Source organism: Deltaproteobacteria bacterium, from assembly GCA_020845895.1.
In the GTDB taxonomy this organism is placed as follows: Bacteria; Lernaellota; Lernaellaia; order JACKCT01; family JACKCT01; genus JADLEX01.
This window is the reverse complement of the sequence record JADLEX010000047.1, coordinates 1-13904: the sequence shown is the minus strand read 5'-3', so window position 1 is coordinate 13904 and position 13904 is coordinate 1. Positions and strand designations below refer to the sequence as shown.

Genomic DNA, 13904 nt, shown 5'->3' with positions numbered 1-13904 from the left:
GACAAAACCTCTCCCCATTCGGTCCTGCCGGAAGCGTCCGGCAAGGACACGTATTTATAACAGATGGACAACCCATTTGCCATAGGAAATGCGTTTTTCGGAGTGCCGGACGACACTCCGGTGACGGGCGATCTCGACCGGGCGACCGCGGGACGGTCCCGGGTTAGAAGTCCTCGTCGAACAGACGGAACTGCGTCGCCGGGATGATCGCGGACGCGCCTCCGGGCGGCGTCCAGTACATTTCCAGCGCGATTTCGTTGGCCGGCCCCTGAAAATAGTCCAGTTTGAATCGGTTTCGACCCGCATCCAACTCGACCTCCGCGCCGACGCACTGGTACGAATGCTGGCCGTCGTTCACGATCACGGGGTCGTCGGACACGCCGGGCAGGTAAAGACGCGATCCGTCGTCCGAGCACAGTCCGAGTTCGTAACTTCCCGATTCCGAGGCGACAAGGTAGCCGTCGAACCAGATTCCGAACCACTCCTTGAGATTCGCGGACAGGCCCGGAAAGCCCTGATCGAAAGGCGTGACGGGAACCGCGAAATTCGGCACGAGCATGGTCGTGTACGGGCACTCATACGGAACCTCTGGCACGAGGGGATCGTCGCAGGGATCGTCGTGGTCGGGCAGTTGCGGCGCGCCCTGCACGAGGGCGTAAACCGTGCCGAGCATCCCCCACCCCGGCTCGCTCGTCCGCCCGCCGAACCCGTTGTCCTCGACGGCGTAGATCGGGCTTTTCGCCTCGATCGTGTCGCCGTCCGGCGTCGTCACGCGCACCGTTGCCCCCGCGCCGCCGAGCTGCGTGTGAAAGTCGTCGGGCACGGGCACGGCCAGCACGTCGTCGATGACGGCGTCCGCGTTCAGCGTCACGGTCGCGCCGCCGTCGATGGCAGCCTCGACCTCGTAGTCGCCGGGGTCGTCACTCCCGTCAATCGCGCCGCCGCGCACGTACATCCAGCCGCCGGAATCGACGACGCCGGGGAATACCTCGATCCCGTCGTCGCTCAGGGTATCGCCATCCGCTTCATCTTCCGCAGTATCGGCACAGGCGGTCCAAAGCGAAAACATCGCGGCCAGCAACGCGATTGCGACGCGGTTTCGGATCGACATGAAAGAGCCCTCCCGAGCGTTATCCGACGTTTTCGATGATCGTCGCCGGGGCCATGCCGCCGCCGGTGCACAGCGTGATCATGCCGTAGCGCCCGCCGGTGCGTTTCAGGTGATGCATCGCGGTGATGGTGAGTCGGCAGCCGGAGTTGCCGACCGGATGGCCGAGCGCGATCGCGCCGCCGTTCGGGTTGACCTTTTCCCAATCGGGATGGTGCTCGCGCCCCCACGCCAGCGGAACCGGGCTGAACGCCTCGTTGATTTCCACCACGTCGATGTCCGCGAGTTTCAACCCCGCGCGCTTGAGCGCCATTTCCGTCGCGCGAATCGGTCCCGTGAGCATGAGCAGCGGATCGGCGCCCGTGACCGCGGACATGACGAAGCGCGCGAGGGGTTTGAGACCCAGTTCCTTCACCACCGCGCCCGACGCCAGCACCACCGCCGACGCGCCGTCGGAGATCGGACTGGAATTGCCCGCCGTGATCATCTCGGTGCCGAAGACGGTTTTGAGGCCCGCGAGTTTTTCCATCGATGTTTCGGGGCGGATGGTTTCGTCCATGGCGTGCGTGCGCGTGCCGCCCGCGCCGTCGTCCACTTCGATCGGAAGAATCTCCGCGGCGAAATGCCCCGCCGCGGTGGCCGCCGCCGCGCGTTGGTGCGAACGATACGCGAATTCGTCGCACTCGACTTTGCTGACGCCCCATTTCGTGGCGATCATCTGCGCGGCTTGGCCCTGATCGGCGAGCTGTCCGACGCGCTCCAGGTATTTCGGGCCGAAGGGCATGCCCGCCGCCTCGCCGTTGTTCATCGTCAGGCCGAACCAGTCCGCGCCGATCGCGTATTTGCTCATGAGCTCGCAACCGGTCGCCACGATCACGTCGCGCTGCCCCGATCCAATCAGCCCGGCGGCGAGATTGATCGCGGTGAGCGAGCTGCCGCACTGGCGGTTGACCGAAACGCCCGAAACCTCGGCGGGAAAACCTGCGACGAGCGCGGCCATTCGCGGCAGAACGAAACCCTGCTCGCCGATCTGCGTGACCGTGCCGCCGATGACGTCGTCGATTCGCGCGGGATCGATGCCCGCGCGGCGCACCGCCTCGGCGAGAACCGTCGCTAATAGTTCATCGGCCCGCGATTTCGCCAGAGCTCCCCCGCGTTTCCCGATCGCCGTCCGCACGCCCGACACCAAGTACACATCGATCATGACGATTCCCCCTCCCGAATTTCGCCCGAGGCGTCCAAAAGCAGCACCATGTGCCGATGCGGAATTCCCGCGTCGTCAAACACATCGCCGAAGGCCGTGAAGCCGAGTTTCTCATAAAAGCCGACGACGGTCACTTGCGAACCCAAATGCGCCGCGCCGCAATTCCGACGCCGCGCCTCGGCGAACGCCTCCCGCATGAGTGCGAGACCGAGACCGGTTCCGCGAAGCGCCGCATCCACCGCGACGCGGCCGATCTTTACGTCGCCCTCTCCGTACGGCAGCAGACGCAGTGTGCCGCGCACGACGCCGTCGTCGTCGAGGGCGACGAGGTGGTCCGCCGTCGCGTCATATTCGTCGAGTTCGAGTTCGGGCGGCACGTTTTGCTCGCCGACGAATACCCGCGTGCGCAAATCGGCCGCGCCGGGCCAGTGCGTCGAGTCGCGACGTATCCAAAGGAGTTTCAAGGACGCTCCCGCAGCGCGGCGGTGAGGGGTCGCCTGGTTCGGTCGGTTCGATCAGTGCAGCGCGCGAGTCGTCGATTCCGTTCGATTTGGGGCGCGACCGGTCGGTGCGGGCGGGCGCTCACTGGAGATAGCCGAGACTCTTGAGTTCCTCGGCGAGTTCGCCGGGGATCGGGTTCGAGGAGATCTTTGCGCGAGCCCGGGTGTGGTGCTCCTCCAGCATCGCGCGTAGCGCCGCGGCGCGTTCGGGCTGCGCGTCGACGACATTGTTTTGCTCCTTCGGGTCTTCTCCGAGGTCGAAAAGCTCCGTTTTTTTTGCTTCCCGGTCCTCGATGTATTTCCGGTTTTCGTGGAAGACCGCGCGCTTGTCGGCAAACCGGTAAGTCTCGGCGAACACCGTCCGATCGGCGCCCTTGATGAATCGACCCTCGGCGTGCTCGATCACCCGTCCCTGAAAAGACGGCGGCGGAGCCACGTTCAGCAGAGACAGGATCGTGGGAGCCACGTCGAGTTGCCACAAGACCGTATCCACGCGACCAGGAGAGAAGCCCGGTGCGCGCAGGATGAACGGCACGCGCAGGACCTCCTCGTAAAGCGTTCGCGAATGCCATGTGCCGCCGTGGTCGCCGAACTCCTCGCCGTGGTCGGCAATAATGGCGATGACGGTGTCCTTGAAGCGCCCCGTCTTCCGCAGGTGATCCAGCAGGCGCCCGATGTGCTTGTCGGTGTATGCGATTTCGCCGTCGTACAGATCGACCTTCTTTTTTCCGAAGTCGAATTCCTCATGGCGCAGGTAGTTGTTGTGCGGATCGAAGTAGTGGACCCACAGAAAAAACGGCTCCCGTCCGCCGCGGTCGACGGCCTTGATCGCCCGATCGGTGACTTCCCGGGACGATGTGATGAGCCTGGATTTGCCTTTTCCCAAAACCAATGCCTCGAATCGGTCGAATCCTTGGTTGAAGCCGTATCGCGGGCGGAAGATAACGTGGCTGACGATGGCCTCGGTCTTATAACCGCTGGACTGGAGGTGCTCGGCCAGCGTCAGAAAGCGCTCTTCAAGAGGGTTCTCCCACTCCGTGATCCCGTGATCCCGGGGCGGCAGCGACGTGAATATGGACGCGGTGGACGGCATGGTCCACGGACTGACCGCGTGCATTCGGTCGAACACCACCGCGTCGGCGGCGAACCGGTCGATATTGGGCGAGGTCGGACGCGAATAGCCATAAACTCCCAGATGGTCTGCGCGTAACGTATCGATCATGATCAGCACGACGTTCGGTTGCCGATCGATACTCACAGTTTCGCGCAGTTTCCCGCAGCCCGTCGCAATCAGTGAACAGGCCACCAGAAAGACCGTAATGCCCTTCCATTTCGACATGAACCGACCTCGCTCAAAGGTCGGGAGTATAGGCGATTCGCCGAGTCGGGCAATCGTATCAACGTCGCTTAGTGGCGTCCTTTTGAACGGCGAGCCTCAAGAAGCCGTCTTTTCCGGCTTCGGAACGGCGTGCGTCATTGACGCGATCTCCTCGGCGGCGGCGCGCGACGCGGCGACGAATTCCTCGAGCTTGCGCTTTTTCTCCTCGAGCAGTTCCCCCGCGCGGACCTGCGTGTCGGCCACGGCGCGCGACGCCTTGGCCCAATACGCGTCGAACATGCCGACGTCGAAATGCCCCTCGCGCAGCAGGTTCGTCGTCAGCACCTTTTCGGTCGGCTGACGCAGATCCCAAACCACGCCGAGGGCCGCGAGGGCTTTGAGCACGTAGTAAGACAGGTCGATCTCCCACCAGTAAAAGCCCTGACGCGCGGTCCACTGGCAGTGGTGATGGTTGTTGTGCCAGCCCTCGCCGCACGTAACGAGCGCGATGAGCATCGAGTTGCGGCTCGTGTCGGTGGTGGCGAAGCGCCGCCGCCCGAACAGGTGCGTGATCGAGTTGACGAAGAAGGTGCCGTGATAAAGCAGGATCGTCGAAAGGAAAAACCCGGTGAACAGCGCCGACGCGCCGCCGAAGTACCAAACCGCCACGCCGAGTAGCGCGAAAGGAACCTCGTAGAATCGATCGAGCCAGCGCAGTTCAGGATATTTGGCGAAGTCCTCGATATATTGCAGAGGAACGGGTTTGAATTTGTCGCACACGATCCAGCCCATATGGCTCCACCAGAAGCCGCGAAGGGGCGAGTGGATGTCCTCGGTCGTGTCGGAATAGCGGTGATGATGGCGATGATGACCCGCCCACCACAAAACGCCCTTTTGCGCGGTCGTCGACCCGCCGAGCGCGAGAATGAACTGAAACACGCGCCCGGTCTTGAACGAGCGATGCGCGAAATATCGATGATATCCGGCCGTGATGAAAAACATGCGGACGTAGTAGAGCGCGACGCACAGCGCGACATCGACCCAGCGCACGCCGGTCCAGAGAGCGCCGAGTGGGGCGAGGTGCAGCAGAAAAAACGGAATTGACGCGACCCAGTTGACCTTCTCGTCGGGGGGCCGGTCGTATGCGGCTTTCATGGCGATCACTCCTCCACAGGCCCCGATGACGCAGGGCAAACGCTCACTCCGGATAGGATGACGGCAAAGGCATTGGCGGTCAACGAAGAAATGATTCGCGTGGCCCGACTAACGTTCGCGGTCCTGGCGCAGGTCGAACAGGGCGAGTTGGCGTGTGGGGGCGTGGTCCGCGGGCGGATCGGGATAATCGCCGTCGAAGCACGCGAAGCAGAACTTGTCCGCGCCCTGCGGCAGACAGGCGTGCAGACCTTCCATCGACAGATAGCCGAGCGAATCGGCACCGATGTAGTCGCGGATTTCCTCGACCGTGGACGACGACGCGATCAGCTCCTCGCGACGGGGCGTGTCGATGCCGTAGTAACACGGCCACTGCGTGGGCGGCGAACTGATGCGCACATGGATCTCCCGCGCGCCCGCCGCCCGGATCATCCCGATGATTTTTTTCGACGTCGTGCCCCGCACAATCGAGTCGTCCACCACCACCACGCGTTGCCCCGCCAACACCGAACGGTTCGGGTTGAGCTTGAGCCGGACGCCGAAGTTGCGGATGCCCTGCGTGGGCTCGATGAAGGTGCGCCCCGTGTAGTGGCTGCGCACGAGGCCGATGTCGAGCCGGATGCCGGATTCCTTGCTGAATCCGAACGCCGCGGGCGAGCCCGAGTCGGGAATGGCGATCACCACGTCGGCGTTCGCGGGGTGCTCGCGGGCGAGCCGCGCGCCGAGCGATTGGCGGATCGGGTAGCACTCCTGCCCGTAGAGGCGCGAGTCGGGCCGCGCAAAATAGATGTACTCGAACACGCAGTGCGCGTGGCGTTTGGGCTCGAAGGGTTTGATCGAACGCACGCCCTGCGCATCGATCACGACCACCTCGCCGGGCTCGATCTCGCGGACGTACTCGGCCTCGATGAGGTCGAGGGCGCAGGTTTCGCTCGCGACGATCCACGCCTCGCGGCCGTCGTCGGTCGTCTTGCGGCCAAGCGCGAGCGGTCGCCAGCCGCGGCTGTCGCGCGCGGCGATCAGGCGATCCGACGCGAGCATGACGAGGCTGAACGATCCGCGCAGGCGCTCGAGCGCGTCGATCACGCGTTCCACCACGGGTTTGCGCGAGTGGGCGAACAGATGAACGATGACCTCGGTGTCCATCGTCGAGCGGAAGATCGAGCCCAGTTCCTCGAGTTCGCGGCGCAGTTCGGCGGCGTTGACGAGGTTGCCGTTGTGCGCGACCGAAAAAGGCCCCGCGGGCGTATCGACGACGATGGGCTGCGCGTTGCGCAACGTGGACGCCCCGGCGGTCGAATAACGTACATGGCCGATGGCGATCTCGCCGGGCAGGTTGCGCAGCGTCTCTTCGTCGAAGGCGGTGTGGACGAGGCCCATCGCCCTCTGCGCCAGTGCGCGCTCGCCGTCGAAGGACACGATCCCGGCGCTCTCCTGCCCGCGGTGCTGGAGCGCGTGCAAGCCGAGGTACACGAGGGTCGACGCCTCGGGATGGCCGTAAACGCCCACAACCCCGCATTGGTCGTGGAAATGATCGTCGTCGCAGTCGGTCAACATCGCGCTCCGTTCAGAATTTCCCTCACCCCGCCCCTCGACAAGCTCGGGGCACCCCTCTCCCGCCCGGCGGGAGAGGGGACGGGGGTGAGGGCACACTCAATTCTTCCCGAACACCCGCTCGAAAATCTCATCCACGTGGCGCACCTGCACGCGCGCGTCCAGCGCGTCATGCACCTGATCCGGCGTGAGGCGCGCCATCACGTCGGCGTCGCTCAATACCTGCTCCTCGAAATTCGCACCCTCTTCCCACACCTTCATGGCGCTGCGCTGCACCATGCGGTACGCGTCCTGCCGCGTCACGCCCTTTTTCACGAGCGCGAGCAACAGCGTCTGCGAGGCGAAAAGCCCGCGCGTGATGTCCATGTTGCGCGCCATGTTGTCGGGATACACGAGCAGCTTGTCGATCACGCCCGTCATGCGCCCGAGCATGAAATCGAGCGCGATCGTGGCGTCGGGCGCGATCACGCGCTCCACCGACGAATGGCTGATGTCGCGTTCGTGCCACAACGCCTGGTTTTGCAGCGCCGCTGACGCGTGCGAGCGCACGATGCGAGCAAGGCCCGACACGTTTTCCGTGAGAATCGGGTTGCGCTTGTGCGGCATGGCCGAGCTGCCCTTTTGGCCCTTGTGGAAGAACTCCTCGGCCTCGTACACCTCGGTGCGCTGAAGGTGACGAACTTCGACCGCGAATTTGTCGAGCGATCCCGCGATGACCGCGAGCACGCAGAAAAACTCGGCGTGTCGGTCGCGCTGGATGATCTGGTTCGACGCGGGCGCGGCGGTCAGGCCGAGCTTTTTGCACACACTCGCTTCCACGGCGGGCGGCAGATGGGCGAACGTGCCCACGGCGCCGGAAACCATGCCCACGGCCACGCGCTCGCGGCACTGCACAAGTCGCTCGCGGTTGCGTCGCATCTCGTCGTACCAGATCGCGAGCTTCCAGCCGAAGGTGATCGGCTCGGCGTGAATGCCGTGCGAGCGGCCGATCTGCAGGGTGTCCTTAAATTCGATCGCGCGGCGATGGATCGCCGCCATGAGCGCGTCGATGTCGGCAAGCAGCATGTCGGTCGCCTGCGCGAGTTGCACCGCGAAGGCGGTGTCGAGCACGTCCGACGACGTCATGCCGAGGTGCAGCCAGCGCGCGTCCTCGCCTACGTATTCGGCCACGCAGTCGATGAACGCGTTGACGTCATGGCGTGTGATCGCCTCGATCTCTTCGATGCGCGCCACGGAAAAATTCGCCTTGGCCTTGATCGTGGCGACGGCGTCGGCGGGCACGAGTCCGAGCTCGGCCATGGCCTCGGCGGCGGCGATCTCGACGTCAAGCCAGATACGATACCGGTTTTCGTCGGACCAGATCCGCGCCATCGCCTCGCGGGAATACCGGGGAATCATACGACGGCCTCCAACGGCGCGCGGCCGACACCGGTCGCCGCGTCCCTGCCCGCGCCCGATACATGAGGCACGGCGATCACCTCTCCGATCTCGTCCTGCAACGCGATCGACAGATGGGTATGCGGCGCAACCTCGTCGAGCACCGCGCGCATGCCCGCATGGGCGATCTCGGGCGTGTTGTTGATCTTCGACAAATGCGCGAGCACCAGCGCGCCGAGGCCCGGATGGGCGATCTGACGCACGAACTCCTGCGCCTGCTCGTTCGACAGATGCCCGAGGCGGCTCTTGATGCGCTTTTTGTCCTCGGGACGGTAAGGACCCTCGTCGAGCATGCGCACGTCGTGATTGGATTCCAGCACCAGTGCGTCCACGCCGCGCAGCCGGTCGTGCACGAGGCGCGTCACCATGCCCAGATCGGTGGCGAAGCCGATGCGTCGCTCCTGGTGCTCGAAGACGAACATCATCGGGTCCGCGGCGTCGTGGCTGACAGGAAATGAACGCACGGTGATCTCGCCGATGCACGCCGGTTCGCCGGGTGCAAGCGGCACGACACGCACGCCGCGTTCATGCGCCAGTGCTTTGCCGCCCCACTTGGGGACGCCGGCGGTCTCGGGCGCGGTGAACGTGGGCATGCCGAACCGCCTCGACAGCACGGGAATACCCCCGATGTGATCGGAGTGCTCGTGCGTGAGGAAGATGGCCTGAATCGACTCGGGTTCGACGCCCGCCTCGAGGAGTTTCGACTGGATCTGCTTCGCGTTGATGCCCGCATCGACGAGCACGCGCGTGGATCCGGCCGCGAGAATCCAGCAATTGCCGCGGCTGCCGCTGGCCAGGCTGCGGATCCAAAACTCGCTCAACGACATCTCCCGGAAAGCCCGCTGGGGTGAGCCGTGTTTACCCTATCGGGGTTCGGGTGTCCATGACGCCGAAGAGGTTTTGGCCGTCTCGGTCAGGGCGAGAGTGTGGTCGCCCCGGGCGAGACGGCGGGCGTCGCGTCCCCTTCCACAGGGACCCCGGCCATGCGCAACAGGTCGCGTGCCTCGGCATTTCCCGGCTCGAGCGTCATCACCTGCTGCCACGCCTCGACCGCCTGCGTGCGCCGTCCTTGGGCCATCAGCAACGTGCCGAGAAAAACGCGGGCTTCGTTGTGGTCGGGGCGCGTTTTCAGGCAGGCCCGGGTCTGCGTCTCGGCGAATTCGAGCTGGCCCTTCGCCTTGTACGCACGGGAAAGCTTGAGGCGGATATCCGTGAAATTGGGACGCAGGTCGAGCGCGGCCTCGTACTGCTCCACGGCGGCGTCGTACAGGTCGAGCATCTGGTACATGTCGCCGGTCACGGCGTGCAGGTTGGCCAGCCGGTTCTTGGACAGCGGGTCCGGCGACTGCGGCAGCGCGTCGCTGCTGCGCTGGATGTGGCGAAGGATCTGCGTCGCGCGGTCGTAGCGGCCCAGGTCCTGCAGCAGGATCATCAGGTTGACCTTGGCCTCGGTGTAGCCGGGGTTGATTTCCAGCGCGCGGGCAAAGAGGCGCAGGGCTTTCGTGAACTGCCCCTTCACGTGAAAGATCGTGCCGAGCATCGAGTAGATGTCGGCGTACTCGCGATGGCGCACGAGCACCGCCGCGAGGCACCGCTCCGCCTCGGCGAACTCGCCCCTCGCGAACGCGTCCGCGCCGCGCTGATACAGGATCGCATCTTCGTTTTTCATGGTCTGCCGCAATGAGACCGGAAGATTGAACCAAATTCGCGCGTATGAGGCAAGCTTGGCGACGACCGATTCGAGTCGCTCATCCTACGGATCGACCTCCACCCGCTCCGGCCCGACGAGATCCTCGTAAGTCTCGCGGCGGCGGACGACGGCGAACCGGTCGTCGCGCACCAGCACCTCCGCGGCGCGGGGGCGCGAGTTGTAGTTGCTCGCCATTGCGAAGCCGTACGCCCCGGCGCTCATGACCGCGAGCAGCTCGCCGCGCTCCAGGTCGTCCGCCATGGCGCGGTCGCGCGCGAGAAAATCGCCGCTCTCGCACACCGGCCCCACCACGTCGGCGACCGTGCGCGGCGCGGCGGTTTCGCGCACCGGGCGAATCTCGTGGAAGCTGTCGTAGAGCGACGGGCGGATCAGGTCGTTCATCCCCGCGTCCACGATCAGGAAGCGCTTGTCACCCTGCCGCTTGCGATAGAGCAGGCGCGTCACCAGCACCCCGGCGTTGCCGACGATCACGCGCCCCGGCTCCATCACGAGCGTGAGATTCAGGTGCGACACGGTTTCGAGCACCGCCCTCGCATACTCGGTCGGGTGCGGCGGGGCCTCGTCGTCGTAGCTGATGCCGAGACCGCCGCCGATATCGAGGTGCGTGACGGCGTGACCGTCGGCGCGCAACTCGCCGATCAGTCGCTCGAGCCGCGAGAGCGCGTCGCGGATCGGCGCGAGGTCCGTGAGCTGGCTGCCGATGTGGCAATCCACGCCGACGATGCGAACGCTCTTCATCGACGCGGCGCGCGCGTAGCTCTCGCGGGCAAGGTCGATGGCGATGCCGAACTTGCTCTCGCGAAGCCCCGTGGCGATGTACTTGTGCGTCTTCGGGTCCACGTCGGGGTTGACGCGCAGCGACACCGGCGCGACCACGCCAAGCCGCGCCGCCGCTTCGGCCAGCGCCGCGAGTTCCTCGCTCGACTCGACGTTGAACATCAGGGTGCCCGTGCGCAGGGCGTATTCCAGTTCATCCCTGGTCTTGCCGACGCCGGAATAGACGATGCGCTCGGCGGGGATGCCGGCTTCGAGCGCGCGGTAGAGTTCGCCGCCGCTCACGACATCGGCCCCACACCCCATCGAGCCGAGCAGGCGCAGCACCGACAGGTTCGAGAGCGCCTTCACCGAAAAGGCGATGACGTGCGGCACGTCGCGGAAGCCCTCGTGAAACGCCCGGTAGTGGCGTGTCAGCGTCTCGTGCGAATAGCAGTAAAAGGGCGTGCCGACCGCGTCGGCGATGGAATCGAGAGCGACGCCGGCGCAGTGCAGCCGGCCGTTGACGTAGCGAAAGTCGTTCACGGCTTCTCCGGGTCGTCGTTTTTCGGGTCGGGGGTGGGCGTCGGCGTCGGCGCCGGGGTTTCGGATTCGTCCGCGCTCTTCACCTGCGGATCGAAGGGATTCGCCTTCGCCGGGTCGTCCTTCGGTTCGCCCGAGGTGCCGAGCAGGACGTCCGCGCCGATCGCGTCCTCGACGCGCGGTAAGTCGGTCGGTTTCTTGCGGTCCTTGCGCCCGTAGAGATCGAGAATGCGGCGGTCTTCGGGGTCTTCCTTCTCGGGCTGCGGACCGAATTGCAGCACGCCGGAGCCGGAGCGCGGCTCGGGGCGCTCGTCCTTCTTCGCTTCCGGGGCGATCGGCGGCCCTTTCAGTCCGCACGACGCCGCCGAGGTGACGAAGACCAACGCGAGCAAAACGGCAATCGGACAAACGAAACGCGACACGTGCGGCATCCACTTTGAGGAACGCGGGCATTAAACCCGAACGCGGGCGGATTTCAAGAAGCCGACGAAACGCGGCGCGAAGTCGATCACCAAACCGGCGATCACCAAATCGGTTTGAGGTGCTCCGACGCGAGTTCGGCCAAAGTCGCCACGCGCGCACGATCGCCCGGGGCGAGAAGCGCCTCGACCTGTTCCACCTTTTGCACCGTCGTATAGGTGTCCCACGGGACAAGCAGCAGCGGGATCTGTTCCTGCGACGCCCGCGAGAGGATATTCGACGGCGGGACCTGGTTGTTCGTCAGCAGCACGGCCGACGCGCCCGACTCGATCGCGAGCAGGATCATGTCGCTGCGGTCGCCGCTCGTGATGAAGAGCTTGCCGGGTTTTTCGAACAGCGGGTCGCCCATCGCCGCGCTCACCGACATCGCGCCGATAAAAACATTCTCGACCGTGCGATCGAGCCCCGGCTCCCCCGCCACCACGCGGGCCAGCAGCCGCTCGACGAGAAAGCGCACGGATCGGCTCGCGAGCGGGGGCACGAAGGGAACCACGCCCCAGAGCGGCATGTCGAGTTTCGCCAGTTCGTCGCGGTGAAGCGACTCGAATTCGGAGGCATCGGCGACCTTGTTGACGATGACGCCGGAAACGCGCGCGCCGTTGTCCGCGAGGTAGCGGCGAATGAAATGCGCCTCGTCGAGGATCGTCGATTCCTGCCCCGTCAGGACGAGGACGAGATCGCCGCCCGTCGCGCGCTGCATGGAGATGGGATCGAGGTGCAGCGACGTCGCGAAGGAGAAGACGGGACCCGCCTCGACAAAGACGGCGTCGCGACCCGCGCCGCCGCGTTCAATCATCCCGGTCAGCCGTTCTTTCACCGCGGCCTCGTCGTACATGAAACGCAGTTTCGCGTGCTCGAATCCGATCGTGATGTCCTCGGGATTCGTTTCGAGCGCCCACAGGTCATACATCGCCATGGCGTCGAAATCCCAGAGACGTTTCTTTTTGTACAGCAGCCGGTCGCCGACCGGTTTGATGTAGCCGCAGCGTCCGCCGAGCGACGCGGCGAGCGCGACGATCATGCTCGTCTTGCCGGCGCTTTTCGCGGTGGAGGCGACGATGACGGTCTTCATTTCGCGGCTCCTTTGTCAGGACCCTTCTCGGGAACCTTGTCGGGATCCTTGTCGGTGGGGCGCAGCAGGATCCGCACGTCCACGGACTTCGAACCCATGCCCTGCTCATACACCATCAGGGGGTTGATTTCGATATCGGCGATGTCCTCGAAACGCACCAACAGCGCGCCGACGCGCAGGATGGCGTCCAGCACGCTGTCCACGTCCTTGGGCGCCTCGCCGCGCACGCCCGCGAGCAGCGGAGCGGAGCGGATGTCGCGCATCATCAGGGCCGCCTCGGCCTTGGACAGCGGCAGCGCGCGGAACGCGACATCCTTGAGCACCTCGACGTAGATGCCACCGAGTCCGAACATGACGACGGGGCCGAACGACGGATCGCGCCGCGCGCCGACGATGATCTCGAGTCCCGGCGCGACCTGCTCCACGATCTCGACGCCATCGAGCCGCGCGCGCGGGTTGTGGCGGCGGCAACTGTGCATGATCGCATCCCACGCATCCTGCACCTCCTGCCGGTTCTCGAGGTCGAGCGCCACGCCGCCGGCGTCACTCTTGTGAACGATGTCGGGAGACACGATCTTCATCACCACGGGATAACCGATGCGTTCCGCGGCGTCGGCCGCCTCGATCCAGTTCCGCGCGATCTCCTGCCGGGGGAGTTCAATGCCCGCGGCACGCATCAGCTCGCGCGCCTCCGCGGGCAACAGGAACCGCCGATCCGTCCGGCGCACCGCGTCGATCACCGCGCCGGCGGCCGCGACGTCGAGCGCCGCGAGACAAGGATCGAGGGCATCAGGCGGCGCGTCGAGTCGCGCGAGATTTCGCCGGTACGCATAGGCCGCGCCCAGGCACGAGATCGCGTCGTACACCTCGTCGTAGATCGAATAACCCTCGGCGCGCAGCTTGCGGATGGCCGCGTCCATGCCCGCGCCGCCCACGAACGAGAAGACGACGGGCTTGTTGACGGTGCGACTCGTCATCGCGTGACGCAGCGTGGCGTCGAGCGTGTCGCCCGAGAGCACGGCGGTCTCGCAGCCCAGCACGACGACGCTGTCGATATTCGGATGCTCGATGG

At 65.2% G+C, this 13904-nt stretch carries 12 protein-coding genes; all 12 read right to left on the bottom strand.

Annotated features, from left to right (window positions below; genetic code table 11):
• Window positions 1-163 precede the first annotated feature (163 nt).
• On the bottom strand, window positions 164-1111 hold the full coding sequence (locus IT350_05860) for a hypothetical protein (GenBank protein ID MCC6157560.1): 948 nt from the start codon (window positions 1109-1111) through the stop codon (window positions 164-166).
• A 19-nt stretch (window positions 1112-1130) separates the two neighbouring features.
• On the bottom strand, window positions 1131-2312 hold the full coding sequence (locus IT350_05855; protein MCC6157559.1) for a thiolase family protein: 1182 nt from the start codon (window positions 2310-2312) through the stop codon (window positions 1131-1133).
• Window positions 2309-2776: a GNAT family N-acetyltransferase gene (locus IT350_05850; protein MCC6157558.1), complete on the bottom strand. Its 468-nt coding sequence runs from the start codon at window positions 2774-2776 to the stop codon at window positions 2309-2311. The genes IT350_05855 and IT350_05850 overlap by 4 nt, the downstream gene beginning before the upstream one ends.
• 118 nt (window positions 2777-2894) lie before the next feature.
• Window positions 2895-4151 (bottom strand): sulfatase, encoded by a 1257-nt coding sequence (locus tag IT350_05845; GenBank protein MCC6157557.1) that lies wholly within the window; start codon window positions 4149-4151, stop codon window positions 2895-2897.
• A 96-nt stretch (window positions 4152-4247) separates the two neighbouring features.
• A complete protein-coding gene (locus IT350_05840; GenBank protein MCC6157556.1) occupies window positions 4248-5285 on the bottom strand; it encodes an acyl-CoA desaturase in 1038 nt (345 codons plus the stop codon).
• Between the two features lie 108 nt (window positions 5286-5393).
• The gene (locus tag IT350_05835; protein ID MCC6157555.1) at window positions 5394-6839 is read right to left on the bottom strand and encodes an amidophosphoribosyltransferase; all 1446 of its coding nucleotides are present in this window, start codon (window positions 6837-6839) and stop codon (window positions 5394-5396) included.
• Window positions 6840-6935: 96 nt separating this feature from the next.
• Window positions 6936-8234 carry an adenylosuccinate lyase gene (locus tag IT350_05830; GenBank protein MCC6157554.1) on the bottom strand — a complete coding sequence of 433 codons (1299 nt, stop codon included), beginning with the start codon at window positions 8232-8234 and terminating at the stop codon, window positions 6936-6938.
• Complete coding sequence (locus IT350_05825; GenBank protein MCC6157553.1) at window positions 8231-9094, bottom strand: MBL fold metallo-hydrolase; 864 nt, start codon at window positions 9092-9094, stop codon at window positions 8231-8233. The genes IT350_05830 and IT350_05825 overlap by 4 nt, the downstream gene beginning before the upstream one ends.
• 92 nt (window positions 9095-9186) lie before the next feature.
• Window positions 9187-9942 (bottom strand): tetratricopeptide repeat protein, encoded by a 756-nt coding sequence (locus tag IT350_05820; GenBank protein ID MCC6157552.1) that lies wholly within the window; start codon window positions 9940-9942, stop codon window positions 9187-9189.
• Window positions 9943-10026: 84 nt separating this feature from the next.
• A complete protein-coding gene (lysA, locus tag IT350_05815) occupies window positions 10027-11733 on the bottom strand; it encodes a diaminopimelate decarboxylase (GenBank protein MCC6157551.1) in 1707 nt (568 codons plus the stop codon).
• Between the two features lie 70 nt (window positions 11734-11803).
• Window positions 11804-12832 (bottom strand): AAA family ATPase, encoded by a 1029-nt coding sequence (locus IT350_05810; protein MCC6157550.1) that lies wholly within the window; start codon window positions 12830-12832, stop codon window positions 11804-11806.
• On the bottom strand, window positions 12829-13904 hold a 1076-nt coding region (locus tag IT350_05805; protein MCC6157549.1), incomplete at its 5' end, for an acetate--CoA ligase family protein. The genes IT350_05805 and IT350_05810, both read right to left, overlap by 4 nt.